This is a genomic window from Massilia sp. MS-15 (assembly GCF_020176695.1).
Classification (GTDB): domain Bacteria; phylum Pseudomonadota; class Gammaproteobacteria; order Burkholderiales; family Burkholderiaceae_D; genus Telluria; species Telluria hydrophila.
Window position 1 is genome coordinate 71,106 of sequence record NZ_JAIWIA010000027.1, and the last position, 26,573, is coordinate 97,678.

Genomic DNA, 26,573 nt, shown 5'->3' on the forward strand with positions numbered 1-26,573 from the left:
TTACCGAATTTGTCGTGCTGTCTTATATAGTCAGGTAGAACATGCTAGATAACCTTACCCAACGCCTAGCCAAGGTCGTCAAGACGATGCGCGGCGAGGCGCGTCTTACCGAGGCGAACACCGCCGAGATGCTGCGCGAAGTGCGCATGGCCCTGCTGGAAGCCGACGTGGCGCTGCCGGCGGTGCGCGAGTTCATCGCCAAAGTCAAGGAGAAAGCGCTGGGCGAAGAAGTCATCGGCTCGCTCAGCCCGGGCCAGGCCCTGGTCGGCGTGGTGCAGCGCGAGCTGGCCGCCCTGATGGGCGCCGACCTCGGCCCCGATGCCACCCAGCTCTCCTTCGCCCAGCAGCCGCCGGCGATCATCCTGATGGCCGGCCTGCAGGGCGTGGGCAAGACCACCACCACCGGCAAGCTGGCCAAGTATCTGAAGGAGCAGAAGAAAAAGAAGGTCCTGACCGTCTCGGCCGACGTGTACCGCCCGGCCGCGATCGCGCAGCTGGAATCGGTCACGAAGCAGGTCGGCGCCGACTTCTTCCCGACCACGGCCAGCGACAAGCCGGTCGACATCGCGAAGAACGCGCTCGACTGGGCGAAGAAGCACTACCACGACGTCCTGATCATCGACACCGCCGGCCGCCTCGGCATCGACGAAGCGATGATGCAGGAGATCGCCGCGGTGCACGCCGCCGTCAATCCGGTCGAGACCCTGTTCGTGGTCGACGCCATGCTGGGCCAGGATGCGATCAACACCGCCAAGGCCTTCAACGACGCCCTGCCCCTGACCGGCGTGGTGCTGACCAAGCTCGATGGCGATTCGCGCGGTGGCGCGGCGCTGTCGGTGCGCCACGTGACCGGCAAGCCGATCAAGTTCGCCGGCGTGTCCGAAAAGCTGGACGGCCTGGAAGCCTTCGACCCGACCCGCATGGCCAACCGCGTGCTGGGCATGGGCGACATCCTCGCGCTGGTGGAAGAAGCGCGCAAGGGCGTCGATGCGGAAGCGGCGACCGAGCTGGCCAACAAGATCAAGGGTGGCGGCAAGTTCGACATGAACGACTTCAAGGCCCAGCTGACCCAGATGAAGAAAATGGGCGGCATGTCCGGCCTGCTCGATAAACTGCCGGCCCAGTTCCAGCAGGCGGCCGCCGGCGCCAACATGGACCAGGCCGAAAAGCAGGTGCGGCGCATGGTCGGCATCATCGATTCGATGACCGCGCTGGAACGCGCCAAGCCGGAACTGATCAAGGCCAACCGCAAGCGCCGCATCGCGGCAGGCGCCGGCGTGCAGGTGCAGGAAGTGAACCGCATGCTGAACCAGTTCGAGCAGATGCAGACCATGATGAAGAAACTCAAAGGCGGCGGCCTGATGAAGATGATGCGCGGGATGAAGGGCATGATGCCCGGCATGCGCTGACCTCTTGCGGCGCTTCCCGGAAAACCGCGCGGGCCCTGGCCTGGCGCGGTTTTTTCACGTCCGGACCGGGCATTTTTTCACCGAATACGCGGCGAGTGTGAGATAGCGCGCATTTTACGGCTTGTCAGAGTGAAAAATTTCGAAAAAGACTTGCATGAACAGTAAAAGGCCACCAATATAAGCCCGTGCGTATATAGCGCAAATTCCCTGTGTTCGTTTTAGGAGGCTCGAAGATGGCAACAGCCAAAAAATCCACCGCAGCGCCAGCCAAGCAAGCCGCCAAGCCGGCTGCAGCGGCCAAGCCTGCAGCAAAGAAGGCAGCTCCAGCAAAAGCAGCAGCGAAACCAGCAGCAAAGCCGGCGGCCGCACGCAAGCCGAACGCCGCTTTCATGAAAGAGATGACGCCGTCGGGCGAACTGGCAGCAGTGGTCGGCAACAAGCCGCTGCCACGCACCGAAGTCACCAAGAAGGTCTGGGACTACATCAAGGCCCAGAACCTGCAGGACGCATCGAACCGCCGCATGATCAATGCCGACGACAAGCTGAAGGCTGTCTTCGGCGGCAAGGCCCAGGTATCGATGTTCGAGATGACCAAGCTCATTTCGGACCACCTGAAGTAAGCACTGGCTGGCTGTCCAGTAGCCTTGTAAGCGCAAAAGCCCCGTCGATCGACGGGGCTTTTTGTTTGTGGGCCTGCCCCCGCGGCCTAGAGACCCGCCGCGGCCTTCATCAGGTGGAACACCTGCGTGTTCTCGATCGTGCCCTTGAACGGGGCTGAACCGGCCCCGGTGGCGTACAGCTTCACGTCCCCGCCTCCGTGCGACTCGTAGACCGTGCGCACGCCGGCTTCCTGCTGGTACGCGTCGTCCAGCGCGGTGGCGCTGTCGACGTCGGCGCGCTGGTCCGGACGCACCTTGCCGTTGCCGAACACGAGCGCGGTGAAGGTCTTGCCGTCGGCATCCTTCTTCGGCTGGCCGGTGGCGTAGTCGTGCACGATGTCGAGCACCTTGCTGCCGCGCTTCGGATAGCCGTTCAGGACCATGGTGTGGTCGTGGTCAGCGGTGATCACGATCAGGGTGTTCTCCAGGCCCGGGTCGATCTCGCGCATGCGCGCGATCGTCGCCACGATCGCCTCGTCGAAGGCCACGGTGTCGGCCAGCGCGTTCTTGGCGTTGTTGTCGTGCAGGGCGTGGTCGATCTTGCCGCCTTCGACCATCAGGAAGAAGCCGTCCGGATCGGGCGCCAGCAGCTCGACCGCCTTCAGGGTCATCTCGCTCAGGCTCGGCTGCTCGGGGCGGCGCGCCAGCGCGAAATCGAGGTGGTCGTCGGCGCTGTAGATGCCGACGAACTTGCGGCCTGGGCGCGCCGACAGCATGTCGGCGCGGGTGGCGCCCACCGCGTAGCCTTGCGCGGCGAATTCCTTCAGCAGGTCGCGTCCGTCGGCGCGGCCCTTTGGATTGCGCGCCCGGTCGTAGGGCGTGAAGTGGTTGCGCGCACCGCCCATCAGCACGTCCACGCCGTCGCCCAGCGCCGCGTTGTAGCCCTCCCCGCCTGGCACGATCTGGCGCGCGATGCTGTAGGCGGCATCACGGTGGCAGGCGTGGGCGAAAGTCGAGGCCGGGGTGGCGTGGGTCAGCGCGGTGGTGGTCACCGCGCCCACCGCCTTGCCCCGTGCCTTGGCCAGTTCGAGGATGGTCGGCACCACCTGGCCGTCGACGCACTTGTCCACCGTGCGGTTGCCGTTCGCGTCCTTGTCCGGCTCGATGGCGCGCGCATCCTTCAGCGAGATGCCGTCCTGGTTGATCTTCACGCCCGTCATGTAGGCGCCCATCGAGGGCGCGCTGTCGGTGGTCTGGAAGTCGTTCGAATAGGTCTTGATGCGCGCGGTGCGCTCCAGCCGTTCGAAGCCGAGCAGGCCGTCCTCGCCGTGCTTGAAGATGCGCGCGGCGGTGATGGTGGTCGGGCCCATGCCGTCGCCCAGGAAAAAGATGATGTTCTTCGCCTGCGGCGCGGCCGCGGCGCCCGAGGCGACCAGGCTGGCGGCGAGCAGGAGGGAAAGTCGTTTGTGCATGGTGGTCTCCTTACAGGCCGGCGGCGGTCTTGATCAGGCCGAATACGCGCGTGTTGTCGATGGTTCCGCGGAACAGTTCCGCGCCGGCGCCGGCGGCGCCCAGGTAGACGTCGGTGCCGCCATGGGTCTCGGCGCCGGGGCGGGTGCGCACCACGGCTTCCTGGTGGTAGTCGTCGCGCGTGACGATGTCGTCGGTCAGCGCGGGCTGGGTGCCGCGGCTGCCATTGACGCGCTTCTCGCCGGTGCCGAAGCCGATGATGGTGAACGGACGGCCTTCGCGGTCCAGCATGGGGCTGCCGTCCAGGTTGCGCACCAGGCCCAGCACGCCCGGGTTGGTGGGCGTGGTCTTGCCGGTGCGGACCGTGTAGCCATTCAGCAGCAGGGTGTGGTCATGGTCGGCGGTGGCCACGACCAGGGTGTGCTTCAGGCCCGGATCGAGCGCTTCCATCTTCTCCAGCGCGGCCTGCATGGCGGCGTTGTAGGACACGGTTTCCTGCAGCGCGCGTTTGCCCAGGGTGGCATGCAGCGCGTGGTCGATCAGGCCGCCCTCGACTACCAGGAAGAAGCCCTTGCCGCTGCCTTTGCCGGTGCCGGCGTGCGGCGCCAGCAGGTCGATCGCCTTGCGCGTCATCTCGGTCAGGCTGGGCTGCCTGGCCGGGTCGCGCGCGGCGTCGTAGTCCATGTGGTTGGCGGCGAACAGGCCGATCGCCGGCTGGCGCGGATCGGCGCCAAGCGCCCCCATGCCAGCGCTGTCGGCCACCACGCGCATGCCCTGCGCGCGCAGCTCGGCCAACAGGTCGCGCCCGTCGGCGCGCTTGCCGCCGCGCTCGAAGGGCGTGAAGAACTGTGCGCCGCCGCCGAACAGCACGTCGAGGCCGCGCGCGCCGAGGGCCGCGTTGTAGCCGGCGCCGCCCGGCACCAGCATCGCCGCGAAGTCGTTTTCCAGCTTGCGGTGGCAACCGTGGCCATACGCGGAGGCTGGCGTCGCGTCGGTCACGCTGGTGTTGGTGACCACGCCGATCGCCATGCCGCGCCGGCGCGCCAGCTCCAGCAGCGTGGGGGCGGGCTCGCCGTTGTCGCACTTGCTGACCAGGGCATTGCCGTTGGCATCCTTGGCGGGCGCGATCGAGCGCGTGCCGAAGGACATCGAGATCACACCGTTGTTGTGCTTCACCCCGGTCATGTAGGCGGCCATGCCGGCCGCGCTGTCGGTGACCATGGCGTCGTTCGAGAAGGTCTTCACGAAGGCCGATTCGGGCAGGCGGTCGATGGTAAGTTCGCCTTCTTCGCCGGCGTGGAAGATGCGCGCGGCGGTGAGCGTGTTCAGGCCCATGCCGTCGCCGAGGAAGAAGATCACGTTCTTCGCGCGCTCCTGGTGCTGGGCCTGCGCTGGGGCCTGCGCCTGGGACTGCGCCTGGTCCTGGGAAGTGGGCGGCACCGAGGCGCAGCCGGAAAGCAGGGCAAGCAAGGCTGCGCCGGCAAGGGTGGTCAATCGCATGGAGAACCTCTACGTCTGGAAAGCGCAGAGTTTACACCGCGCCATGTGCATATGGCAGGCGGATTTGTTGCGGGATTGTTGGGTCTAGGCGCCCGGCTTGAATTCCCAGCGCTTCCACGCCGCCAGCACCGCATTCGGATACTGCGGCTTGCCGCGGCTGCCGTTGTAGCGGCCAAGGGCCAGGTAGAGGTTGCCCTTCTCCATATCGATGTACATGCGCAGGATCGAGCAGCCGTAGCGCAAGTTGGTCTGCATGTTGAACAGCATGCGGCGGTCGCTGTCGCCGATCACCTTGGTCCAGAAGGGCATCACCTGCATGTAGCCGCGCGCGCCGGCGATCGAGATCGCGTACTTGCGATAGGCCGACTCGACCTGGATCAGGCCCAGCACCAGCCCCGGATCGAGGCCGGCACGGGTCGATTCGTACCAGAGCGTCTCGAGGAATTCGGTGCGCGACAGGAGATCGGGAATGCGCTTGGCGAGCCGGGTCGACATCTCGGCGAACCAGGCTTCGTAGCGCGCCCGCGCCGCGGCATCGCGCAGTACCGGTTTGGGCGGACGGCTGTCGCGGATCGCGCTGGCCAGGGCCAGGCGCACCGAATCGGCGAGCTGCTCTTCCTTCTGGTTGCCCGCATGGGCACTGCCAGCGAGCAGCAGCGCGCCGGCGAACAGCGCGCCGGCCGCGAACGGGAACAGCGTGGCCAGGTTCACTTGCCCAGCTTGCCCTTGATGAAGGCGGCCATGCCGTCGACCGGCACGCTGGTGGCCGCCTCGTCGCGGCGGCCCTGGTATTCCAGATTGCCTTCCTTGAGGCCGCGCTCGCCGATCACGACACGGTGCGGGACGCCGATCAGTTCCCAGTCGGCGAACATCGCGCCCGGACGCAGGCCGCGGTCGTCGACGATGACGTCGACGCCCGCCGCCTGCAGTTCTGCGTACAGCTGCTCGGTGTGTTCCTTGACCATCTCGCTGCGGTCCAGGCCCATCGGGCACAGCACCAGCTCGAACGGGGCGATCGCATCCGGCCAGACGATGCCCTTGTCGTCGTAGTTCTGCTCGATCGCCGCGCCCAGGATGCGGGTCACGCCGATGCCGTAGCAGCCCATCTGCAGCGGGGCGGGTTTGCCGGCTTCGTCCAGGAAGGTGGCCTGCATGGCTTCCGAGTAGGCGGTGCCAAGCTGGAACACGTGGCCCACTTCGATGCCGCGCTCGATCGCCAGCACGCCCTCGCCGTCCGGCGAAGGATCGCCTTCGACCACGTTGCGCAGGTCGGCCACCAGCGGCTCGGCGCAGTCGCGGCCCCAGTTGGCGCCGGTGTAGTGGTAGTCCGCTTCGTTCGCGCCGCAGACGAAATCGGCCATGTTGGCGACCGTGCGGTCGGCCACCACGGTGACCGGCAGGCGGGTAGAGATCGGACCGAGGTAGCCCGGCACGGTGCCGTAGGCTTCCCCGATCTCGGCTTCGGTCGAGAAGCGGAATTCCTTCAGGCCCGGCACCTTGTTCACCTTGATCTCGTTGAGCTCATGGTCGGCGCGCAGCAGCAGCAGGAAGTAGGTCTTCTTCCCTTCGTTCTCGACGGTCAGGGCGATGCTCTTGACGTGGTGCTGCAGCGGAATGCCCAGCAGTTCGGCCACGGCTTCGCACTTCGTCTTGCCGGGCGTGGACGTCTTGACCAGTTCCTGCGTCGGCGCGGCGCGCTCGCCGCTGGCCAGCGCTTCGGCCGCTTCGATGTTGGCGGCGTAGCTCGAGGTCGGGCAGTACACCAGCGCGTCTTCGCCGGTGCTGGCGATGACGTGGAATTCGTGCGAGCCGGTGCCGCCGATGGCGCCATTATCGGCCGCCACCGCGCGGAACTTCAGGCCAAAGCGGGTGAAGATCTTCGTATACGCCTCGAACATGGTGGCGTAGGACTTCTGCATGCCTTCGACGTCGCGGTCGAAGGAATAGGCATCCTTCATCGTGAACTCGCGGCCGCGCATCAGGCCGAAGCGCGGGCGGCGCTCGTCGCGGAACTTGGTCTGGATGTGATAGAAGTTGATCGGCAGCTGGCGGTAGGACTTCAGTTCGCTGCGCACGACGTCGGTGACCACTTCTTCCGAGGTCGGCTGGATGGCGAACTCACGGCCGTGACGGTCCTTGACGCGCATCAGCTCCGGGCCCATCTTGTCCCAGCGCCCGGTCTCCTGCCACAGCTCGGCCGGCTGCACCAGCGGCATCAGCAGTTCGATGGCGCCCGCCTTGTTCATTTCTTCGCGGATGATGTTCTCGACCTTGCGGATGATGCGCAGGCCGGTCGGCATGTAGGTGTAGATGCCCGAGCCGAGGCGCTTGATCATCCCCGCGCGCATCATCAGCTGGTGGCTGACGATTTCCGCGTCCGAGGGCGCTTCTTTGAGAGTTGAAATAAAAAATCGTGAGGCGCGCATATCCGTGAATTCTTTTTAAAAAGAGAGGGTTATAATCGACCTAATTTTAAAGGATTAGCTGGCTGATGCGTCCAAACTTTCTACAAATGGGGCCGGAACGGAGCACGGAACCGGCAAGCCCGGCCTGGTCGGCAAGCCGCGGTCAGGGCAAGGGCGACAATTTGTGGGTAAAAATATAAGGATCATTCGGCCGGCAGAAAGTTTCGAGGTGCACTTATGCTCGATCGTGAAGGGTTCCGCCCCAACGTCGGCATCATCCTGCTGAACGCCAATAACGAGGTGTGGTGGGGCAAGCGGGTGCGCGAGCACTCGTGGCAATTTCCGCAAGGGGGTATCAAATACGGCGAAACGCCGGAACAGGCGATGTACCGCGAACTCGAAGAAGAGATCGGTTTGCGCCAGGAGCACGTCAAGATCGTGGGCCGCACCCGCGACTGGCTGCGCTATGAAGTGCCGGACCACTTCATCAAGCGCGAGATCCGCGGCCACTACCGTGGCCAGAAGCAGATCTGGTTCCTGCTGCGCATGATGGCGCGCGATAACGACGTCAACCTGCGCCTGACGGATCACCCCGAGTTCGACGCCTGGCGCTGGCACGACTACTGGGTGCCGCTGGACGTGGTCATCGAGTTCAAGCGCGATGTCTACCAGCGTGCGCTGCAGGAACTGTCGCGCTTCATTACCTGGCCGGCCCGCGGCGCCCACGGCGAACGCCGCCACAGCGCGCGCTACCTGCGCCAGCCGCACGGGCGCGCCCAGGGCGGCGGCAAGGCGGCCCAGCAGCCGCCGGCGCTGGCGGCAAGTGCCACCGCGGCGTCCGTTCCGGCGGCGCCGGACGCACTGGCGGCGCAGGAGAAGTAGGCAGCGCATCCGGGAAGCGGGGCGGCGCCATGCCGCCGCGCTCCTCCTGCCCTTGCGCCTGCGCTCGCGCCCGATTCGCCCGGAGCGACGGCCGCCCTGCCCTGTCCGAACATCGGGGATGCAGGCTGGCCGCGCCTGCCCGGCAAGGCGGGCGGCATCGCGCTACAATGCCGCCTCCACTCCCTTTACTTCCCCGTTTCCCATGTTTACTCCGTCCTCGCACGACGTACGCCGCTTTTTCTGCGACGCCCTGCGCAAGCAGCGCAATGGCGAGATCCTGAGCCCGATGGATGCCATCGCGGCCGACTGGATCGTCCAGCACCCCGAATACCACGCCGAACTGGAAGACGCCGAGGCGGCGATCGCGCGCGACTACGCGGTCGAAGGCGGCAAGCCGAATCCCTTCCTGCACCTGTCGATGCACCTGTCGATCGCCGAACAGGTATCGATCGACCAGCCGCGCGGCATCAAGGCCGCGCACGATGCCCTGGTGGCGAAACGCGGCGAGCACGACGCGCACCACGAGATCATGGAATGCCTGGGCGAGATGATCTGGACCTCGCAGCGCAACGGACTGCCGCCCGATACCGAGGCCTATATCGACTGCGTGCGCCAGCGCGCCACGCGCTGAGGACGGCGCAGCAACATGATCCAGAAATGCGGCAAATGCCGCATTTTTTGTATCATGTTCAGGCCAGCTTGTCGTCCGCCACCCGGTAGCGCGGGTCTTCCAGCAGGTTCACCTCGATCATGTCCTTTGCCTTCTCCAGCACCTCGCGGCAGTCCGGGCTCAGGTGGCGCAGGTGCAGGCGCTTGCCCAGCTGGCGGTAGCGCTCGGCCAGCGCGTCGATGGCCTGGATCGCCGAATGGTCGGCCACGCGCGCGCGGCGGAATTCGATCACCACGTCCTGCGGATCTTCCTTCGGCGTGAACAGGGCCTGGAAGCCCGTCACCGAGGCGAAGAACAGGGTCCCTTCCAGCTCGTACACCTTCCAGCCCTGGGCATCGACGCCCGTCTCCACCCGGATCTGCCGGGCGTGCTGCCAGGCGAACACCAGGGCCGACACGACCACGCCCGCCAGCACCGCCACCGCCAGGTCGAAGGCCAGGGTCATGCCGGCCACCAGCACGATCACCAGCGCGTCCGCGCGCGGCACCCGGCCGAACAGGCGGAAAGTGCCCCACTCGAAGGTCTTTTCGCACACCACGAACATCACGCCGATCAGCGCCGCCAGCGGGATCTGCTCGATCCAGTGCGAGCCCACCAGGATGAAGGACAGCAGGAAGGCCGATGCCACGATGCCGGACAGGCGCCCGGTGCCGCCGCTGTTGACGTTGATCATGCTCTGGCCGATCAGGGCGCAGCCGCCCATGCCGCCGAACAGGCCGGTAACCACGTTCGCGGCGCCCAGCGCCAGGCATTCGCGGTTCGGCTGGCCGCGCGTGTCGGTGATCTCGTCGACCAGGGTGAGCGTCAGCAGCGACTCGATCAGGCCGACGCCGGCCAGCACCAGCGCGTAGGGGAACACGATGCGCAGCGTGTCCAGGTTCCACGGCACCTCCGGCAGGGCGAACGCAGGCAGGCCGCCCGCGATCGAACCCAGGTCGCCCACGGTCTTGGTGTCGATGCCCAGCAGCGCGCAGCCGGCGCTGGCCGCCAGGATGCCGACCAGCGTGGCCGGCACCGCTTTCGTCACCCGGGGGGTCAGGTAGATCACGGCCATGGTGGCGGCCACCACGCCCAGCATGGTGGCCAGTGCGGGGCCCGCCATCCACTGCGGCGCGCCGTCCGGGCCCGGGGTCTTGAAGTGCCCGAACTGGGCCACGAAGATCACCAGCGCCAGGCCGTTGACGAAGCCGAGCATCACCGGATGCGGCACCATGCGGATGAACTTGCCGAGCCGGGCGGCGGCGAACAGCAGCTGCAGCACGCCCATCAGCACCACCGCGGCGAACAGGTACTGGGCCCCATGCTGCACGACGAGCGCCGTCATCACCACCGCCAGCGAGCCGGCGGCGGCCGAGATCATGCCCGGGCGCCCGCCAAAGGCGGAGGTGATGAAGGAGACCAGCACCGCCGCATACAGGCCGGTGAGCGGCGAGACCTGGGCCACCAGGGCAAAGGCGATCGCTTCGGGAACCAGGGCCAGGGCCACGGTCAGGCCGCTGAGCAAATTGGATTTGAGATAGGTGGGAGACAGGGTCGGCATGGTGAGCGGTTCGGAAGGCGGCCAAAAACAAAATCCCCCCGCGGGCGGCCCGGTCGGGGGGATCGGCAGTTTACCAGCCCGGGGCCGGTAACGCTGCGAAAAGCTTACTTGCTGACGACGAACTGCGACGGCAGGCTGGCCAGGTAGGCGCCGATGTCGGCCATGTCCTGGTTCGACAGCGGCTGCACCTGCCCCGCCATGATCGGGTTGGTGCGGCCGTTGGCGCCGGCGCCGCGCTTGTAGGCGCGCAGGGCGTGGGTCAGGTAGTCGGCGTGCTGGCCGGCCAGCTTCGGATAGCTCGGGTCGATCGGCTTGTTGAAGTCGGCGCCGTGGCAGGATGCGCAGTTGTACTTCTTGGCCAGCGCCTCGCCTTTCGAGACGTCGGCGGCCGCCGCATTCAGGGAAAACGCGCCGATCACCAGCGCGGAGAACAGTGTTTTCATTGGCTGGTCCTTAGCGCTTGGTGGTGGCGGGGGTCTGCTGCGCGTAGTAGGCGGCAACATCGGCGATGTCCTGGTCGCTCAGCGACTTGGCGATGCCGACCATCGACGGGTGCTTGCGCTCGCCCTTGCGATAGGCCTTGAGCGCGCTCTCGATGTACTTGGCCGACTGGCCGCCGATCATGGGAACCTGGTAGACCTCGGGGAAGCCGGTCTTGTAATGGGGAATGCCGTGGCAGCCGATGCACATTTCGATCTTGGCCGGTGCCGCTTTCGGATTGCCGACAACGTCCGCCGCGACCGCCGCGCCGGTCGTGATTGCGCTGGCGGCAACGCCTGCCAATGCCAGTACTGCTAAAGATGTTTTCATGGTGTGGCTCGTTAGTTGTAATTCGAATACCGCAAACGCACAAAAAGTTAGCAAACGTACTACCAACCTGTCGATTCTATCTGAAGAGTTGTTACCAGTCTACAAGACGCACGCTCCCGCCCGGCGCCCGGTTCTGGCATATACTCGCCCTCATTTCCCATCCATCCAACACGCCCATGCACGCTTCTCCACGCTTCGAAGGCAGCGACCAGTACGTCGCCACCGATGACCTGAAACTGGCGGTCAACGCCGCCCTGACCCTGGGCCGCCCGCTCCTGATCAAGGGCGAGCCGGGCACCGGCAAGACCATGCTGGCCGAGGAAGTAGCAAGCGCCCTCAGCATGCCGCTGCTGCAGTGGCACGTGAAATCGACCACCAAGGCCCAGCAGGGCCTGTACGAGTACGACGCCGTCTCGCGCCTGCGCGATTCGCAATTGGGCGACGAGCGCGTGCGCGACATCCACAACTACATCGTCAAGGGCGTGCTGTGGCAGGCGTTTACCGCGCCGGAACCGACCGTGCTCCTGATCGACGAGATCGACAAGGCCGACATCGAGTTCCCCAACGACCTGCTGCGCGAACTGGACCGCATGGAGTTCTACGTCTATGAAACGCGCGAGATGGTGGTGGCCAGGCACCGCCCGCTGGTGATCATCACCTCCAACAACGAAAAGGAGCTGCCGGACGCCTTCCTGCGCCGCTGCTTCTTCCATTACATCAAGTTCCCCGACCGGGACACGATGGCCGACATCGTCAAGGTCCACTTCCCGACCCTGAAGCAGGACCTGCTGGCCAGCGCCCTGCAGAGTTTCTATGAGCTGCGCGAGGTCGCCGGCATCAAGAAGAAACCCTCGACCTCGGAATTCCTCGACTGGCTGAAACTCCTGCTGGCCGAGGACATCCCCTTCGATGCCCTGCGCGGCAAGGACGGCAAGGCCATCGTGCCGCCGCTGCATGGCGCCCTGCTCAAGAACGAGCAGGACGTGCACCTGTTCGAACGCCTGGTCGCCATGGCACGCGCCAACCGATGAACGCGGTACTGCCTGCCACGCTGGAATTCAACGGCCTGCGCCTGGAGCCGCTCGCGCCCCACCACGCGGACGGCCTGCGTGCGGCCGCCGGCGACGGCGAACTGTGGACCCTGCGCGTGACCAGCGTGCCGGCGCCGCACGAAACGGCCGCCTACATCGCGACCGCGCTCGCCGCGGGCGACCGGCTCGCCTTTGCCGTCATCGATGCACGCAGCGGCCAGGTACTGGGCAGCACCAGCTACCACGACATCCTGCCGGCCGTGGGCCGGCTCGAGATCGGCCATACCTGGTACGCGCGGCGCGTCCAGCGCAGCCACGTGAACACCAGCTGCAAGCTGCTCCTGCTGTCGCACGCCTTCGACACCCTGGGCGCCGGCGTGGTGGGCCTGCGCACCGACTGCGAGAACCTCGCGTCGCAGGCCGCCATCGAGCGCCTCGGCGCGAAAAAGGATGGGATGCTGCGCCACCACGCGCTGCGGCGCGACGGCACGGTGCGCGACACCGTCATGTACAGCATCCTGCGCAGCGAGTGGCCCGGCATCAAGAGCGCGCTGCATGCGCGCCTGGAACGCCACGCCGGGGCCCGGGCATGCTGATCGGTTTCTTCTACGCCCTGCGTGACGCGAAGGTCCCGGTCACGATCAGGGAATTCCTGACCCTGCTCGAAGCCCTGCAGCGCGGCGTCGCGGCGCCCTCGCTCGACGAGTTCTATTACCTGGCGCGCCTGAGCCTGGTGAAGGACGAGGCCCATTTCGACCGCTTCGACCGTGCCTTCGGCGCGTTTTTCCACGGCGTGAACGCGGTATTTGACGAAAAGGCCGACATCCCGCTCGACTGGCTGCTCAAGCGTTTCGAGCGTGAGCTCACGCCCGAGCAGCGCGCCGCGCTGGACAAGCTCGGTTACGACAAGCTGCAGCAGCGCCTGGAACAGCTGCTGAAGGAGCAGAAGGAGCGCCACGAAGGCGGCAGCAAGTGGATCGGCACCGGCGGCACCTCCCCCTTCGGCAATGGCGGCACCAACCCGGAAGGCATCCGCATTGGCGGCCAGGGCCGCAACCGCACGGCCGTGAAGGTGTGGGAACAGCGCAGCTACCGCGACTACGACGACGAACGCGAACTGGGCACCCGCAACATCAAGGTGGCGCTGCGCCGCCTGCGCCGCTTCGCCCGCACGGGCGCCGCCGAGGAACTGGCGCTGGACGACACCATCCGCGCCACCGCCAGCAATGCCGGCTACCTCGACATCCGCATGCAGCCCGAGCGCAGGAACCGGATCAAGGTGCTGATGCTGCTCGACGTGGGCGGCTCGATGGACGACCATATCGAGCGCGTGGAAGAGCTGTTCTCGGCCGCCAGGAGCGAATTCAAGAACATGGAGTTCTATTACTTTCACAACTGCGTCTACGACCACCTGTGGAAGAACAACCGGCGCCGCCACAGCGAACGCTTCCCGACCTGGGACCTGCTGCGCACCTATCCGGCCGACACCCGCGTCATCTTCGTGGGCGACGCCACCATGAGTCCCTACGAGGTGCTGGCCCCGGGCGGTTCGGTCGAGTACAACAACGAGGAGCCGGGCGCCGACTGGCTGGCCCGCTTCACCGCCACCTTTCCGAAATTCGCCTGGCTCAATCCCGAGCCCGAGCACCTGTGGCAGTACCGGCAGTCGATCGCCGTCATCCGCCAGATCATGAACAACCGCATGTTCCCGATCACCCTGGAAGGCCTGGAGCGGGCCATGCGGCTGCTGAGCAAGTAGCCGACTGCGCACGGCAATCGTGCGCGCCGGGGCATCTTGTAGAATTGCCAACAAATCGCAGGGTGGGCGGCTATGCCGCCCACGCGGGAATGGTTTGCTCCAGCTAACTGCGCTGCGTCCATGCGAAACGCTTGCCGAACGCGTGGGAGGGTGACCCGCCCACCCTCCGGCAAAGCGCCTAACAAGAGGGAAAAACGATGCCCGATCTGCTTCCCATCCTCACCAGCCTCGCCTGGCCGATCGCGCTCGCGCTGGCCTGGCTGGCCGGTGAATTCGGCCAGCGCTGGACCGGCCTGCCGCGCATCAGTTTCTATGGACTGGCGGGCTTCGTGCTGGGCAGCGCGCAGATCGGCGTGCTGCCGGCGCCGGATGCAGGGCCGGTGGCCCTGCTGGCCGACATCGCCTTCGGCCTGATCCTGTTCGAGCTGGGCTACCGCTTCAACCTGCGCTGGCTGCGCCACAATCCCTGGCTGGGGGTGGCCGGGCTGGCCGAGAGCCTGCTGACCTTCGTACTGGTCTACCTCGTGGCCGTGGCCTTCGGCAGCCCGCAGCTGATGGCGCTGATGATGGCGGCGCTGTCGATGGGCACCTCGCCCGCCACCGTCGTGCGCATCATCAACGAGCAGCGCAGCTCGGGCCAGGTCACGGAACGGGTGCTGCACCTCACGGCCCAGAACTGCGTGCTGGCGGTGTTCGCCTTCAATGCCATCGTCGGCTTCTGGATCTTCCGCACCTTCGATGCGGTGGGCGAGGCGCTGTGGCAAAGCCTGGTGGGGCTGGCCGGGTCGGCCCTGGTCGGCGCCCTGTTCGGCATGGCCGTCCCGGCCCTGCTGCGCGCCATCCGCAACCCGCGCCGGGACGGCACGGTCGCCTTCGCGCTGGCCACCATGCTGCTGGTGGCCCTGTGCGATGCCGGTACCCTCTCGCCCTATATCGCCACGCTGGCTTTTGGGCTCACCGCGCGCCACCGGCGCGTCGCCTTCAGCCAGGCGCAGCGCAATTTCGGTCCGCTGGGCGAAGTGCTGACGGTGCTGCTGTTCGTGTACGCCGCCTCCACCCTCGACTGGCGCCAGGTCGCGGCCGGCGCCGCGCTGGCGCTGAGCGTGGTGCTGGTGCGCCAGCTCGCCAAGACCGGGGCCGTGACCGCCTTCGCCCACCTGTCGGGCGTCTCCTGGCGCAAGGGCGCGCTCACCGGGCTCGGGCTGGCGCCGCTGTCGGTGTTCGTGATCCTGCTGATCGAGCATGCGCGCCACGCCGGCGTGCACGTGGTGGAGGAACTGCGCGCCATGGCGGCGGTGACCATGCTGCTGGAAGTGTTCGGTCCCCTGATCATCCAGCGCACCCTGGTCTGGGCGCGCGAATCGTCGGCCAGTGCGCCGGAGGCTTCCCATGCCGCTTGACGCGTTTACTTCCTCGCAGCCGCTCACCTTCGGGGTCGAGCTGGAACTGCAGCTGGTCAGCCTGTCGGACTTCGACCTGACCGCGGCCAGCCCCGACCTGATGCACCTGCTCAAGCGCAAGCCCTTCCCCGGCAACGTGACGCCGGAGATCACCGAGAGCATGATCGAGATTAACTCGAGCGTGCACACGTCCTATGGCCCGCTGCTGGACGAGCTGCGCGAGATCCGCGACACCCTGGTGGCGGCCAGCGATGTGCTCAACATCGGCATCGCGGGCGGCGGCACCCATCCCTTCCAGCACTGGTCGGAACAGAAGATCTCGAGCAAGCCGCGCTACGAATACCTGTCGCAGCTGTACGGCTACCTGGCCAAGCAGTTCACCGTGTTCGGCCAGCACGTGCACATCGGCTGCGCCAACGGCGACGATGCGCTCTACCTGCTGCACGCGCTGAACCGCTACCTGCCCCACTTCATCGCGCTGTCCGCTTCTTCTCCCTTCGTGCAAGGGGTGGATTCCGGCTTCGATTCGGCGCGCCTGAATTCCGTATTCGCCTTCCCGATGAGCGGGCGCGCACCCTTCATGCTGACCTGGCAAGCCTTCACCGACGAGTATTTCGCGAAGATGGAGCGCACCCACATCATCAAGAGCATGAAGGACTTCTACTGGGACCTGCGGCCCAAGCCGGAATACGGCACCATCGAGCTGCGCGTGTGCGACACTCCGCTCACGGTGGAACGGGCGGCGGCGCTGGCGGCCTACCTGCAGGCGCTGTGCCGCCACCTGCTGGCGCGCAGCGAGGAACCGCCGGCCGAGGACGACTACCTGGTCTACAACTACAACCGCTTCCAGGCCTGCCGCTTCGGGCTGGAAGGCGCGCTCACCCATCCGAAGACCTACGACAGCGTCCCGCTGCGCGAGGACATCCTGGCCACGCTCGAGAAGATGATGCCGCATGCGCAGGCGCTGGGCAGCGTCGAGGCCCTGCAGCACCTGGCGGCCGCGGCGGCCGACGGCAGCGACGCCGCGCGCCTGCGCCGCTTCCATGAACGCGAAGGCAGCGTCGAAGGCATGGTCAATGCCGCGGTCCAGCTGTTCCGCGGCGAGCGCCGCATGCGTCCGGTGCGCTAGGCTGCCGCCTGCCGCATCGGCGCGGCATTACAGCCGGGTTTCGCGCGCCGCGCGCAGGAACTCGTCCAGCACCGGCGTACAGTCGAGCAGCTCGGTGCCGCCGGCGCGGTGGAATTCCGGGTGCCATTGCAGGCCCATGACGAAGTCGGCCCGCTCGTAGCGGATCGCCTCGACGATGCCGTCGGGTTCGGAATAGGCCTCGATGCGGATGTCGCGCCCGACTTCCTTCACCGCCTGGTGGTGGATCGAATTCACGACCGGATGGCGCACGTCGCGGAACATCCTGCCCAGCGATGAACCCTCCGGAAAGCGGATCGCATGGCGATGCGCGTCGTAGATGTCGTGCACGTGGGCCAGCGCCTCCGGCACATTGGTGGCGACGTCCTGGTACAGCGTGCCGCCGAAGGCGACGTTGATCAGCTGGCAGCCGCGGCACACGCCCAGCACCGGCTTGCCGGCATCGACGAACTCGTGCAGCAGCTCGAGTTCGTACACGTCGCGCGCGCGGTCGCCGCTCCATTCGGGCCGGGTCGGCGCTTCGGAATAGGTTTGCGGCGCCACGTCCGCCCCGCCCTGCAGCACCAGCCCGTCGAGGTGGCGGGCGTAATGGCGCAGGGTGATGTTGCTGGGATGGAGCAGCCCGCTGGTGTTCACGGTCGGGATCATGAACACCAGCACGTCGCGCGACATCACCCACTGGGCGATCGACTCTTCGAGGTATTGCAGGTTCTTGCTGAGCAGGCCGCGCGCACCCGGTTCGGGATGGAAGATGCGCGCCGATACCCCGATGTGCAGGGTGCGGTGCATGAAGTCGCGGTTGAAGCGTTCGCGCAGCGCGCGCCAGCGCGAACCCAGCACCCGCCCAGCCAGCGCCAGCGGCGTGTCGCCGTCGCGCTGGTAGCGGGCATGGCCGCGCATGGCCGGGCCCTCGGTGGCGCGCCGGTCAGGCACCCGCAACGGGGTGTCGGGACGCTTGCCGACCGGGGGACCGGGCACCTCGTCGGGGGGATGTCGTTCGTTTTCCGCCATGTCGCCAATATAGCCCGGCTGCGTGCGCGCACGATTCGGCCTTGTTACAAAATCCCCGCGCATGCTGCCACGGTGTCAACTTGCGGGGTTTGGATTTTTAGTGAATACTGTATGCAATTACAGTATTCTTGTTGGGACTAGTGCGGCAGCGCCAGCAGTTTTTCGAAGGTCGCCAGCAGGTGACGGTCGGCCACCGGCTTGTCGAGCAGGCCGCGCACGCCGGCATCGCGGGCGCGCAGGCTGTCGTACTTGAACGACAGCCCGACGAGAAACAGGACAGCGGTACGGCCCGCACCCTCCTGCGACTTGATGGCGCTGCTCAGGCTGTACGGTTCGATGCCGGGCGCGCAGGTATTGATCATGACCAGCGATACCGGCGTTTCGTCGCACAGGCGCACGGCGGCGCGGCTGCTGTCGGTCCACTCGACGGGCCGCTCGATGCAGGAGGGGCTGGCGATGCCGGCGGCGCTTCCCAGCTTGCCGCTGACGACGCGCGCCACGTGGTCGCGGAAGGCGCCACCCTTGTCGATGATGAGCACGGCGCCGTCGGGTGGTCCCTGGCGCAGGTGATGGTAATAGGCTGGCGGCTCGGTATCCGGCGCCAGCCTCGGCCTTCGCCGGCGTTCCGGCAGGCTGTGTTCGCCGCGTGCGGCCAGCACCGCCAGCGCCTGCACGCGGGCGTCGAGCAGTTCGGCCAGGGCATCGAACAGGCGGGCGGGATCGACCGGACGTGGCAGGCTGCGGCGTCCGTGTTCGCCGGCGCCGCGGTCGCCGCCGATGAGGAGGATGGGCTGCAGGGCGCCGGGCGGCAGGCAGGACAGGCGTGCCAGCGCGGCCGCGTTGCCGCCGTCGGCGATATACAGGTCGGGTTCTTGCAAACTGTCGTCGTGCAGGCAAAAATACGACGGCCCCGACGAGGGGGCATGCGCCAGCAGGCTTTCCAGTGCGGCGCATTCAGCCGGCGCGAACCCGACCAGGCGGATGGTGAACGGATATCTGGGTGCGTGCATTGCTGTTCCCGCCTTTCCTGACATCTCCCAGGCCACATCGTTTTAATCTAACACAATGGTCTGTACTAACAAGCACATTTGGCTTTGAAAACGCCAATGTTTTCCGCGTGACAAGATAGAATGCGCAAGCATTGAATTAACGAACCTCAGCATGGCTTCCAAGAAACCCGCATCCGACTACAGCGAATCCTCCATCCGCGTCCTGAAAGGACTCGAGCCCGTGAAACAGCGTCCGGGCATGTATACCCGGACTGAAAACCCGCTGCACATCATCCAGGAAGTGATCGACAACGCCTCCGACGAGGCGCTGGGCGGACACTGCAAGCACATCGCCGTCACCCTGAACACCGACGGCTCGGTCACGGTCGAGGACGACGGCCGCGGCATCCCGGTCGGTCTGCACCCGGAAGAAAACGTCCCTACCGTCGAGATCGTGTTCACCCGCCTGCACGCGGGCGGCAAGTTCGACAAGGGTTCGGGCGGCGCCTATGCCTTCTCGGGCGGCCTGCACGGGGTCGGCGTGTCGGTCACCAATGCGCTCTCCACGCGCCTGGAAATCACCGTCTGGCGCAAGGACGACGACGGCAACGGCGTGCATGATCTCGCCTTCGAGAACGGCGACCTGGTCGAGCCACTGCATTCGCGCCCGCTCGAGCGCGGCGGCAAGAAAAACGGCACCCGCGTCACCGCCCGCCCCGACCCGAAGTACTTCGATTCGCCGAACATCCCGCTGGGTGACATGCAGCGCCTGCTGCGCTCGAAGGCCGTGCTGTTGCCGGGCGTGACCGTCACGCTGACCAATGCGAAGACGGGCGACGTCCAGACCTGGCGCTATGACGAAGGCCTGCGCGGCTACCTGCTTGAAGCGCTGGCCCAGACCTCGGGCGGCCAGACCGTGATTCCGCTGTTCGAGGGCGCGCAGTATGCGGCCGCGGGCGACGAGGGCTTTGCCGAAGGCGAAGGCGCGGCCTGGGTCGTGGCCTGGACCGAGGAAGGCTCGGTGGTGCGCGAGTCCTATGTGAACCTGATCCCCACCGTCAGCGGCGGCACCCACGAATCCGGCCTGCGCGACGGCCTGTTCGGCGCCGTGAAGGGCTTCGTCGAGATGCACTCGCTGCTCCCGAAAGGCGTGAAACTGCTGCCGGAAGACGTGTTCGCGCGCGTCTCTTTCGTGCTGTCCGCGAAAGTGCTGGACCCGCAGTTCCAGGGCCAGACCAAGGAACGCCTGAACTCGCGCGACGCGGTCAAGCTCGTATCGACCTTCACCAAGCCGCCGCTCGAGCTGTGGCTGAACCAGCACGTCGAATACGGCAAGAAGCTGGCCGAACTCGTCATCAAGCAGGCCCAGTCGCGCCTGCGCTCGCTGCAGAAGGTCGAGAAGAAGAAATCCTCGGGCGTGGCCGTGTTGCCGGGCAAACTCACCGATTGCGAATCGACCGACATCACCCGCAACGAGCTGTTCCTGGTCGAGGGCGACTCGGCCGGCGGCTCGGCCAAGATGGGCCGCGACAAGGAATTCCAGGCGATTCTGCCGCTGCGCGGCAAGGTGCTGAACTCCTGGGAGACCGAGCGCGACCGCCTGTTCGCGAACAACGAGATCCACGACATCGCGGTGGCGATCGGGGTCGACCCGCACGGCGTGGACGACAACCCGGACCTGTCCGGCCTGCGCTACGGCAAGATCTGCATCCTGTCGGATGCGGACGTGGACGGCTCGCACATCCAGGTGCTGCTGCTGACCCTGTTCTTCAGGCACTTCCCTGCCCTGTTCAGGAGCGGCCACATCTGCGTGGCCCGTCCGCCCTTGTACCGCGTGGACGTGCCGGCGCGCGGCAAGAAGCCGCTGCAGAAGCTGTACGCGCTGGACGACGGTGAACTGCTGGCGATCGAGGACAAGCTGAAAAAAGAAGGCCTGAAGGAAGGCAGCTGGAGCATCTCGCGCTTCAAGGGCCTGGGCGAGATGAATGCGGAACAGCTGTGGGAAACCACCATGAACCCGGATACCCGGCGCCTGCTGCCGGTGGCCTTCGGCCAGTACAGCCTGCCCGAATCGGCCTCGCGCTTCAACATGTTGATGGGCAAGGGCGAAGCCGCCGCCCGCCGCGCCTGGCTGGAAGAACACGGCAACGAAACGGAAGCCGACATCTGAGCGCGCGCCTACCGAACAGAACGAATAGATCATGACGACGCAAGCAAGCCTTTTCGAACAACAACACGAGCCGTCCGACGACGTCGAGACGCTCACCCTGTCCACCTTCGCCGAACGCGCCTACCTCGACTACGCCGTCTCGGTGGTCAAGGGCCGCGCGCTGCCGGACGTCTCGGACGGCCAGAAGCCGGTCCAGCGCCGCATCCTGTACTCGATGCACGAACTGGGCCTGGGTCACACCGCCAAGCCGCGCAAGTCGGCCACCGTGGTCGGCGACGTGCTCGGCAAGCTGCACCCGCACGGCGACCAGTCGGTGTACGACGCGCTGGTGCGCATGGCCCAGGACTTCTCGCTGCGCTACCCGCTCATCGACGGCCAGGGCAACTTCGGCTCGCGCGACGGCGACGGCGCGGCGGCGATGCGCTACACCGAAGCGCGCCTGACGCCGGTGTCGCGCCTGCTGCTCGACGAACTCGACATGGGCACGGTGGACTTCCAGCCGAATTACGACGGCTCGACCCTTGAACCGCGCCAGCTGCCGGCGCGCCTGCCGATGGTGCTGCTCAACGGCGCCTCGGGCATCGCGGTCGGCATGGCCACCGAGATCCCTTCGCACAACCTGCGCGAAGTGGCCTCCGCTGCAGTCGCCCTGATCCGCAACCCGAAGATCACCCACGCCGAACTGATGACTTTGATCACCGGTCCGGACTTCCCGGGCGGCGGCCAGATCATCACCCCGGCCTCGAACATCGCCGACATGTACGCCACCGGCCGCGGCTCGATGAAGGTGCGTGCGCGCTGGAAGATCGAGGAACTGGCGCGTGGCCAGTGGCAGGCGGTGGTCACCGAACTGCCGCCGGGCTGCTCGGCCCAGCGCGTGCTGGAGGAAATCGAGGAACTGACCAACCCGAAGGTCAAGGCCGGCAAGAAGGCCCTGCTGCCGGAGCAGCTGGCGCTCAAGCAGACCATCCTCGGCGCGCTCGACACCGTGCGCGACGAATCCGGCCGCGAAGCCGCGGTGCGCATCGTGTTCGAGCCGAAGTCGAAGAACCAGGACCAGGGCGAGTTCATGCTGATGCTGCTCGCGCACACCTCGCTCGAGACCTCCAGCCCGATGAACCTGGTGATGATCGGCGGCGATGGCCGTCCGCGCCAGAAGGGCCTGATGGAGATCCTGCAGGAGTGGGTCGACTTCCGCTTCGCTACCATCCGCCGCCGCACCGAGTTCAGGCTGGGCAAGGTCGACGACCGCATCCACATCCTGGAAGGCCGCGAGACCGTCCTGCTGAACATCGACGAGGTCATCGCCATCATCCGCAATGCGGACGAGCCGAAGGCCGCGCTGATCGAGCGCTTCCGCCTGTCGGAGCGCCAGGCCGAGGACATCCTCGAGATCCGCCTGCGCCAGCTGGCGCGCCTGGAAGCGATCAAGATCCAGCAGGAGCTGCTTGAACTGCGCACCGAAAAGGAAAAGCTGGAAGACATCCTGAACAATCCGTCTTCCATGAAGCGCCTGATCATCCGCGAGATCGAAGCCGACGCCAAGCAGTACGGCGACGAGCGCCGCACCCTGATCGAGGAAGCCGAGCGCGCCGTGGCCGAGCAGAAGGTCGTCGACGAGCCGGTGACGGTGATCGTGTCCGAGAAGGGCTGGGTGCGCGCGCGCACCGGCATCGGCCACGATCCGGCGCAGTTCACCTTCAAGGCAGGCGACTCGCTGCTGCAGGCCTTCGAATGCCGCACGGTCGACTCCCTGATCGGCATCGGCAGCAACGGCAAGAGCTTCTCGGTGCCGGTGGCCGCGCTGCCGGGCGCGCGCGGCGACGGCGTGCCGATCACCACCCTGGTCGACCTGTCGGGCGGCGTTCGCATCCTGCACTACTTCGCGGGCAACCCGGACACGCGCCTGCTGCTGGCTTCGTCGAACGGTTTCGGCTTCATCGCCAAGGCCGGCGACATGATCAGCCGGCTGAAGGGCGGCAAGTCCTTCATTACCCTGGACGACGGCGCGGTGCCGCTGGCGCCGCGGATCGTGAGCGACACCGCGGGCGCGATCGCCTGCCTGTCCGAGAAGGGCCGCGTGCTGGTGTTCGGCATCGACGAGATGAAGGTGCTGACCAATGGCGGGCGCGGCGTGACGCTGATGGAGCTCGAACCCAAGGAAAGCCTGCTGGCGGCGCAGCCGATCAACCAGAAGGGCGTGAACGTGATCGGCACCTGGGCCGGCTCGAAGCCACGCACGGTGGAGCTGTTCGCGTCAAGCCTGGAGCCGCACTTCGGCAAGCGCGCGCGCAAGGGCAAGCCGCTGTCGGCCAAGCTCAAGGCGCAGGACCTGGCGATGCGGGCGACTGAAGCCGCATCATCAGTGTAGGGTGGGCGGGGTAATTTCGGGCAATGCCCGGAATTACGAACGCCCACGCGGTGATCGTTAGCGAATGAACCACCGCACAGGCTGATCTTGCGTAGCTTGACCGCGTGGGCGGCAAAGCCGCCCACCCTACGAGAATAAAAACGCCGGCGCGAAGCCGGCGTTTTCATTTGTAGCGTTGCTTAGTGCTTCGCCGCCGCCTTTTGCACCTCGGCCGTCGCCTCGGCGCGCACCTGGTCGGTCTTGGCCGCCGCGGTGGCCTTGTCGGCCGCCGCCTCGACTTGCGTCTTGAGCAGCTTCTCGTCGGCCTTGATCATCTTCTTGTCGGCCTTCAGCTTCGCATCGGCGATCTTTTCCTCGGCCTTGGCCACCGCCTTGGCGCGGTCTTCCGGATCGGCCTTGGCGACCTTCTCGACCGCGTCGGCGTGGGCCTCGGCTGCCTTGTCATACGCCTTGTCCTTTTTCTCGGTGGCGTCGGCCACGGCCTTGTTCACCTTCTTGTCGGCCTTTTCGGCGACCTTCATTTCCTTCTGTTCAGCCTTGGCGATGTCCTTCGTCGCCTCGGCCTCGGCCTTCACGACCGCCTTGGTGGTGGCGGCGCTGTTGGCTCCGGTGGTGGTCTGGGCGTGGGCGGCGGTGGCCAGCAGGCCGGCGATCAGGGTGGCGAGCAGTTTGTTCATGGTGTTTCCTTTCCGGTGAGTGGTCGCGCTGGCGGTCTGCGCTGCCTGCGCTGTGTTGTTGTTTGCCATGGGTCCAGAATACGGACTCCCCCACTCCCGGGTCTGTTAGCCAACCCACTTAGAAAGTTATCGTTTTGTAAGCAAATCTTACGGCCGCGCCGGGCCCGCATACAGGTCGATGATGTCGTTGACCCCATCGCGGCATACCGGGCAGAAGGCCTCGCTGCGGTCGAACATCAGGCACTGCATCGCCGGACGGTAGTAGCCGCTGGCTTCGTAGTTGGCGCCCTCGAAGGCGCCGACCGCGTGGCGGTAGGGCCGGCCGGCGAACAGCGCCAGGGTGGCGCGCAGGTCTTCGCGGAACAGCGCGTCCATCTCGCTTTCCGGGCGCTTGGCCGCGCGCAGCGCCGCCCGCTTCTTCTGGTAGGCACGCGAGGCTTCCTCGTACTCGGCTTTCGGCCAGGGCGTGGGCAGCGGCGTGCCGGCCTGCACGTGGCGCTTCCACTTGAGGGTGGCCGGGTCGCGCAGCGCGGTGACGTTCGGCTCCCACGGTTCCATGCGCGTGCCCGATGGCGCATACGCCACCGGCGAGGTGTAGTACTCGTCGGCCAGCCCGGCGAAGTGGTGGCCGAACTCGTGCACGAACAGGTAGTTGGCCCAGGCATTGCCGGCCGCCGCGGTGCTGAACTGGCCATAGACGCCGCCGCCGCCATAGGTCTCGTTGTTCACCAGGATCTCGATGAACTCGTAGGGCGCATGCTGGGCGATGTCGCGCAGCGCGCGGTTGTCCAGCGTGAGCACGTAGCGCTCGCTGCCGAAGATGTCGTAGCGGGTGCCCAGCGCCGAAGCATGGTGCACCCCGGTCGACGGACGGCTGATGCCCGATTGCGCGGTCGGTACGGCGAGTGCCCAGACGTTGAAGTCCTGCGCGCGTTCCTTGAAGGGCGAGACCGAGAACAGGTACGCGGTCAGGCGCCGCGCGTCCGCCTCGAACTTCTTCAGTTCCGCGCCCGTATAGCCGTCGCCCATGATCAGCAGGTCGACCTTGTCGGCGGACGGTCCGCTGACGTGCACCGGAATCGGCTGCGCAGGCGGCGCCGGCTGCCGCTTCACGACCTCCTGCGCATCGGTGTCCACCTCGACGCTCCAGGCCACCGAGAACGCGTTGCGCTCGTCGCGCTGGAGGATGCGCACGCGCACCGGGCGGTCCGGCTTGGGAAAGCGCACCGATTCCTGGAAGCTGCGGCTGACCTTGCTCGCCTCCTCGGTGGTGCGCCACTCGCCGAAGATGGTCGAGAAGCCGCGCGAATACAGCAGCTCGCCCGTCTTCGCATCCACCACCTCGACCCGGTTCTGGCCGCGGTTGGTGTCGTCGAGCGTGCGCGCCATGCTGCCCGGCCAGGGCAGCGGCTCGATCAGCACACGCTCGAGGGCGTACTGGTCGGACAGGACATTGCCGCTGTGGGTGTAGTCGAGGCGGACCGTGGCCGGCTGCGGCGCCGCGCTGGCGAGGCCGGTGAAGAATGCCAGGGCGGCGGCGAAGAAGCGGAATGGCAGGCGGAGCATGTCGTCCTCGTTCGATGCGAAAACGGCATTGTAGAACGGCTGCCGGATTGTCAGGCATGCCAGTTGTATTCAGCGCAGGAGCAACCTAGAATCGTCCGGGTAGCGATACATGGAGACGCCATGCACTTCTTCGTACGCAGCATCCTGGCCGCGCTGGCCCTGGCTTCGCCGCTTGCGCAAGCGGCCGGATCCACCGCCTGCCAGCCGGGGCAACCGATCCGCGACAGCGGCTACGTCAAGATTGGCGGGATCGCGCAGTGGATCTCGATCGACGGCGCCGACTGCGCCAAGCCGGCGCTGCTGCTGGTGCATGGCGGTCCGGGCAATCCGATCTCGATCTACGAGAACGATCCCTACGCGTCCTGGACCAGGGACTACGTCGTCGTCCACTGGGACCAGCGCGCCAGTGGCCTGACCTGGGGGCGCAACGCGCCGGCCGAGGACACGCCGCTCACGCTGGCCCAGATGCGCGACGACGGCATCGCACTGTCGCGCCACCTGCTGGCACGCCTGGGCAAGCGCAAGCTGGTGCTGCTTGGCAGCTCCTGGGGGTCGATCCTGGGCGGGCACATGGCCGCGCATGGCCCGGAACTGTATTGCGCCTGGATGCCGGTGGCGCAGGTCGTCAACGGGGCCGATACCATGCGCGCCTCGCGCGAGATCATCCTGGCCCGCGCCCGCGCGGCAGGCGACCAGGCCACCGTCGAGAGAATCACCGCGCTTGGGGCGCCGCCCTGGACCAACCCGCGCAACTTCGGCATCCTGCGCCGCGCGGTCCGCAAGTACGAGGCGCTGGTATCCGACCCGGCCACGGCCGCCTGGATGGCATGGAAGGCGGCGCGCAATACGCCCAAGGCGCGTGCCGACTACGAGGCGGCCGAGGACTACTCGTACATCCAGTTCATCGGCATGAAAGGCGACGGCATCGCCTCGACCGTGGACATGGCGGCGCAGGCGGCCCGCTTCGGGATGCCGGTCTACATGGTGCATGGAGACCAGGACCTGCTGGCGCCCAAGGAGATCGCGCAGCGCTACTTCGCGCGGATCGCGGCGCCGCGCAAGCAGCTGGTGGTGGTCGAGCGCGCCGGGCACGATCCGAACATTCCCCTGATCGACGCACAGGCGCGCCTGCTTGCCAGCGCGCTGGGCGGACGCTGCGAATGAAGG

The 26,573-nt window shown here is 66.5% G+C and carries 23 protein-coding genes; 12 read left to right on the forward strand and 11 right to left on the reverse strand.

Annotated features, from left to right (window positions below; translation table 11 throughout):
• Nucleotides 1-41: 41 nt before the first annotated feature.
• Together ffh and LCI23_RS11535 are read left to right on the forward strand one after the other, a co-directional pair.
• Nucleotides 42-1,409 (forward strand): signal recognition particle protein, encoded by a 1,368-nt coding sequence (gene ffh, locus LCI23_RS11530; RefSeq protein WP_224946606.1) that lies wholly within the window; start codon nucleotides 42-44, stop codon nucleotides 1,407-1,409.
• 233 nt (nucleotides 1,410-1,642) lie between these two features.
• A complete protein-coding gene (locus LCI23_RS11535) occupies nucleotides 1,643-2,029 on the forward strand; it encodes an SWIB/MDM2 domain-containing protein (RefSeq protein WP_224946607.1) in 387 nt (128 codons plus the stop codon).
• 86 nt (nucleotides 2,030-2,115) lie between these two features.
• Here the strand turns inward: LCI23_RS11535 and LCI23_RS11540 are convergent, their stop codons facing one another.
• The 4 genes from LCI23_RS11540 to LCI23_RS11555 form a co-directional block, all read right to left on the reverse strand.
• Nucleotides 2,116-3,480 (reverse strand): alkaline phosphatase, encoded by a 1,365-nt coding sequence (locus tag LCI23_RS11540; protein WP_224946608.1) that lies wholly within the window; start codon nucleotides 3,478-3,480, stop codon nucleotides 2,116-2,118.
• Between the two features lie 10 nt (nucleotides 3,481-3,490).
• Complete coding sequence (locus LCI23_RS11545) at nucleotides 3,491-4,978, reverse strand: alkaline phosphatase (RefSeq protein WP_224946609.1); 1,488 nt, start codon at nucleotides 4,976-4,978, stop codon at nucleotides 3,491-3,493.
• An 84-nt stretch (nucleotides 4,979-5,062) separates the two neighbouring features.
• Nucleotides 5,063-5,683 carry a lytic transglycosylase domain-containing protein gene (locus LCI23_RS11550; protein ID WP_229517376.1) on the reverse strand — a complete coding sequence of 207 codons (621 nt, stop codon included), beginning with the start codon at nucleotides 5,681-5,683 and terminating at the stop codon, nucleotides 5,063-5,065.
• 2 nt (nucleotides 5,684-5,685) lie between these two features.
• A complete protein-coding gene (locus tag LCI23_RS11555; protein WP_224946611.1) occupies nucleotides 5,686-7,404 on the reverse strand; it encodes a proline--tRNA ligase in 1,719 nt (572 codons plus the stop codon).
• Nucleotides 7,405-7,620: 216 nt separating this feature from the next.
• Between LCI23_RS11555 and LCI23_RS11560 the strand changes: the two genes are divergently transcribed.
• Nucleotides 7,621-8,265, forward strand: a complete 645-nt coding sequence (locus tag LCI23_RS11560; RefSeq protein ID WP_224946612.1) for an RNA pyrophosphohydrolase — start codon at nucleotides 7,621-7,623, stop codon at nucleotides 8,263-8,265.
• A 202-nt stretch (nucleotides 8,266-8,467) separates the two neighbouring features.
• Nucleotides 8,468-8,896, forward strand: a complete 429-nt coding sequence (locus LCI23_RS11565; protein WP_224946613.1) for a DUF1841 family protein — start codon at nucleotides 8,468-8,470, stop codon at nucleotides 8,894-8,896.
• 58 nt (nucleotides 8,897-8,954) lie between these two features.
• Here the strand turns inward: LCI23_RS11565 and LCI23_RS11570 are convergent, their stop codons facing one another.
• The 3 genes from LCI23_RS11570 to LCI23_RS11580 form a co-directional block, all read right to left on the reverse strand.
• On the reverse strand, nucleotides 8,955-10,475 hold the full coding sequence (locus LCI23_RS11570) for a SulP family inorganic anion transporter (RefSeq protein WP_224946614.1): 1,521 nt from the start codon (nucleotides 10,473-10,475) through the stop codon (nucleotides 8,955-8,957).
• A 104-nt stretch (nucleotides 10,476-10,579) separates the two neighbouring features.
• Nucleotides 10,580-10,918 carry a cytochrome c gene (locus LCI23_RS11575; RefSeq protein ID WP_224946615.1) on the reverse strand — a complete coding sequence of 113 codons (339 nt, stop codon included), beginning with the start codon at nucleotides 10,916-10,918 and terminating at the stop codon, nucleotides 10,580-10,582.
• A gap of 10 nt (nucleotides 10,919-10,928) precedes the next feature.
• Nucleotides 10,929-11,285: a cytochrome c gene (locus tag LCI23_RS11580; RefSeq protein WP_224946616.1), complete on the reverse strand. Its 357-nt coding sequence runs from the start codon at nucleotides 11,283-11,285 to the stop codon at nucleotides 10,929-10,931.
• A 176-nt stretch (nucleotides 11,286-11,461) separates the two neighbouring features.
• Between LCI23_RS11580 and LCI23_RS11585 the strand changes: the two genes are divergently transcribed.
• From LCI23_RS11585 to LCI23_RS11605, 5 genes are all read left to right on the forward strand, one after another.
• The gene (locus LCI23_RS11585) at nucleotides 11,462-12,316 is read left to right on the forward strand and encodes a MoxR family ATPase (protein ID WP_224946617.1); all 855 of its coding nucleotides are present in this window, start codon (nucleotides 11,462-11,464) and stop codon (nucleotides 12,314-12,316) included.
• Complete coding sequence (locus tag LCI23_RS11590; RefSeq protein WP_224946618.1) at nucleotides 12,313-12,912, forward strand: GNAT family N-acetyltransferase; 600 nt, start codon at nucleotides 12,313-12,315, stop codon at nucleotides 12,910-12,912. The genes LCI23_RS11585 and LCI23_RS11590 overlap by 4 nt, the downstream gene beginning before the upstream one ends.
• A complete protein-coding gene (locus tag LCI23_RS11595) occupies nucleotides 12,906-14,075 on the forward strand; it encodes a VWA domain-containing protein (RefSeq protein ID WP_224946619.1) in 1,170 nt (389 codons plus the stop codon). Before LCI23_RS11590 ends, LCI23_RS11595 begins: the two co-directional genes overlap by 7 nt.
• 197 nt (nucleotides 14,076-14,272) lie before the next feature.
• Nucleotides 14,273-15,475, forward strand: coding sequence for a cation:proton antiporter (locus LCI23_RS11600; RefSeq protein WP_224946620.1), 1,203 nt, complete (start codon nucleotides 14,273-14,275; stop codon nucleotides 15,473-15,475).
• Entirely contained in the window at nucleotides 15,465-16,604 is a 1,140-nt protein-coding gene (locus LCI23_RS11605; RefSeq protein ID WP_224946621.1) for a YbdK family carboxylate-amine ligase, read from the forward strand. The genes LCI23_RS11600 and LCI23_RS11605 overlap by 11 nt, the downstream gene beginning before the upstream one ends.
• 27 nt (nucleotides 16,605-16,631) lie before the next feature.
• Here the strand turns inward: LCI23_RS11605 and LCI23_RS11610 are convergent, their stop codons facing one another.
• Both LCI23_RS11610 and LCI23_RS11615 read right to left on the reverse strand, forming a co-directional pair.
• Nucleotides 16,632-17,633, reverse strand: a complete 1,002-nt coding sequence (locus LCI23_RS11610; protein ID WP_224946622.1) for a gamma-glutamyl-gamma-aminobutyrate hydrolase family protein — start codon at nucleotides 17,631-17,633, stop codon at nucleotides 16,632-16,634.
• 137 nt (nucleotides 17,634-17,770) lie between these two features.
• On the reverse strand, nucleotides 17,771-18,643 hold the full coding sequence (locus LCI23_RS11615) for a two-component system response regulator (RefSeq protein ID WP_224946623.1): 873 nt from the start codon (nucleotides 18,641-18,643) through the stop codon (nucleotides 17,771-17,773).
• A 151-nt stretch (nucleotides 18,644-18,794) separates the two neighbouring features.
• On the opposite strand from LCI23_RS11615, the gene LCI23_RS11620 reads away from it, so the two are divergent.
• Together LCI23_RS11620 and parC are read left to right on the forward strand one after the other, a co-directional pair.
• Nucleotides 18,795-20,792 (forward strand): DNA topoisomerase IV subunit B, encoded by a 1,998-nt coding sequence (locus LCI23_RS11620; protein WP_224946624.1) that lies wholly within the window; start codon nucleotides 18,795-18,797, stop codon nucleotides 20,790-20,792.
• 31 nt (nucleotides 20,793-20,823) lie between these two features.
• Complete coding sequence (gene parC, locus LCI23_RS11625) at nucleotides 20,824-23,163, forward strand: DNA topoisomerase IV subunit A (RefSeq protein WP_224946625.1); 2,340 nt, start codon at nucleotides 20,824-20,826, stop codon at nucleotides 23,161-23,163.
• 179 nt (nucleotides 23,164-23,342) lie between these two features.
• Here parC and LCI23_RS11630 read toward each other — a convergent pair whose 3' ends face one another.
• Nucleotides 23,343-23,840 (reverse strand): hypothetical protein, encoded by a 498-nt coding sequence (locus tag LCI23_RS11630; RefSeq protein WP_224946626.1) that lies wholly within the window; start codon nucleotides 23,838-23,840, stop codon nucleotides 23,343-23,345.
• 147 nt (nucleotides 23,841-23,987) lie between these two features.
• On the reverse strand, nucleotides 23,988-25,406 hold the full coding sequence (locus LCI23_RS11635) for an IgA Peptidase M64 (protein WP_224946627.1): 1,419 nt from the start codon (nucleotides 25,404-25,406) through the stop codon (nucleotides 23,988-23,990).
• A gap of 120 nt (nucleotides 25,407-25,526) precedes the next feature.
• Here LCI23_RS11635 and LCI23_RS11640 point away from each other — a divergent pair, with 120 nt between their 5' ends.
• Nucleotides 25,527-26,570, forward strand: coding sequence for an alpha/beta fold hydrolase (locus LCI23_RS11640; RefSeq protein WP_224946628.1), 1,044 nt, complete (start codon nucleotides 25,527-25,529; stop codon nucleotides 26,568-26,570).
• Nucleotides 26,571-26,573: the final 3 nt, after the last annotated feature.

What these genes read in the sequence shown, in the direction of transcription:
- ffh (WP_224946606.1), top strand. Translation starts at nt 42, where the DNA reads ATGCTAGATAACCTTACCCAACGCCTAGCCAAGGTCGTCAAGACGATG.
- LCI23_RS11535 (WP_224946607.1), top strand. Translation starts at nt 1,643, where the DNA reads ATGGCAACAGCCAAAAAATCCACCGCAGCGCCAGCCAAGCAAGCCGCC.
- LCI23_RS11540 (WP_224946608.1), bottom strand. Translation starts at nt 3,480, where the DNA reads ATGCACAAACGACTTTCCCTCCTGCTCGCCGCCAGCCTGGTCGCCTCG.
- LCI23_RS11545 (WP_224946609.1), bottom strand. Translation starts at nt 4,978, where the DNA reads ATGCGATTGACCACCCTTGCCGGCGCAGCCTTGCTTGCCCTGCTTTCC.
- LCI23_RS11555 (WP_224946611.1), bottom strand. Translation starts at nt 7,404, where the DNA reads ATGCGCGCCTCACGATTTTTTATTTCAACTCTCAAAGAAGCGCCCTCG.
- LCI23_RS11560 (WP_224946612.1), top strand. Translation starts at nt 7,621, where the DNA reads ATGCTCGATCGTGAAGGGTTCCGCCCCAACGTCGGCATCATCCTGCTG.
- LCI23_RS11565 (WP_224946613.1), top strand. Translation starts at nt 8,468, where the DNA reads ATGTTTACTCCGTCCTCGCACGACGTACGCCGCTTTTTCTGCGACGCC.
- LCI23_RS11570 (WP_224946614.1), bottom strand. Translation starts at nt 10,475, where the DNA reads ATGCCGACCCTGTCTCCCACCTATCTCAAATCCAATTTGCTCAGCGGC.
- LCI23_RS11575 (WP_224946615.1), bottom strand. Translation starts at nt 10,918, where the DNA reads ATGAAAACACTGTTCTCCGCGCTGGTGATCGGCGCGTTTTCCCTGAAT.
- LCI23_RS11580 (WP_224946616.1), bottom strand. Translation starts at nt 11,285, where the DNA reads ATGAAAACATCTTTAGCAGTACTGGCATTGGCAGGCGTTGCCGCCAGC.
- LCI23_RS11585 (WP_224946617.1), top strand. Translation starts at nt 11,462, where the DNA reads ATGCACGCTTCTCCACGCTTCGAAGGCAGCGACCAGTACGTCGCCACC.
- LCI23_RS11590 (WP_224946618.1), top strand. Translation starts at nt 12,313, where the DNA reads ATGAACGCGGTACTGCCTGCCACGCTGGAATTCAACGGCCTGCGCCTG.
- LCI23_RS11595 (WP_224946619.1), top strand. Translation starts at nt 12,906, where the DNA reads ATGCTGATCGGTTTCTTCTACGCCCTGCGTGACGCGAAGGTCCCGGTC.
- LCI23_RS11600 (WP_224946620.1), top strand. Translation starts at nt 14,273, where the DNA reads ATGCCCGATCTGCTTCCCATCCTCACCAGCCTCGCCTGGCCGATCGCG.
- LCI23_RS11605 (WP_224946621.1), top strand. Translation starts at nt 15,465, where the DNA reads ATGCCGCTTGACGCGTTTACTTCCTCGCAGCCGCTCACCTTCGGGGTC.
- LCI23_RS11610 (WP_224946622.1), bottom strand. Translation starts at nt 17,633, where the DNA reads ATGGCGGAAAACGAACGACATCCCCCCGACGAGGTGCCCGGTCCCCCG.
- LCI23_RS11615 (WP_224946623.1), bottom strand. Translation starts at nt 18,643, where the DNA reads ATGCACGCACCCAGATATCCGTTCACCATCCGCCTGGTCGGGTTCGCG.
- LCI23_RS11620 (WP_224946624.1), top strand. Translation starts at nt 18,795, where the DNA reads ATGGCTTCCAAGAAACCCGCATCCGACTACAGCGAATCCTCCATCCGC.
- parC (WP_224946625.1), top strand. Translation starts at nt 20,824, where the DNA reads ATGACGACGCAAGCAAGCCTTTTCGAACAACAACACGAGCCGTCCGAC.
- LCI23_RS11630 (WP_224946626.1), bottom strand. Translation starts at nt 23,840, where the DNA reads ATGAACAAACTGCTCGCCACCCTGATCGCCGGCCTGCTGGCCACCGCC.
- LCI23_RS11635 (WP_224946627.1), bottom strand. Translation starts at nt 25,406, where the DNA reads ATGCTCCGCCTGCCATTCCGCTTCTTCGCCGCCGCCCTGGCATTCTTC.
- LCI23_RS11640 (WP_224946628.1), top strand. Translation starts at nt 25,527, where the DNA reads ATGCACTTCTTCGTACGCAGCATCCTGGCCGCGCTGGCCCTGGCTTCG.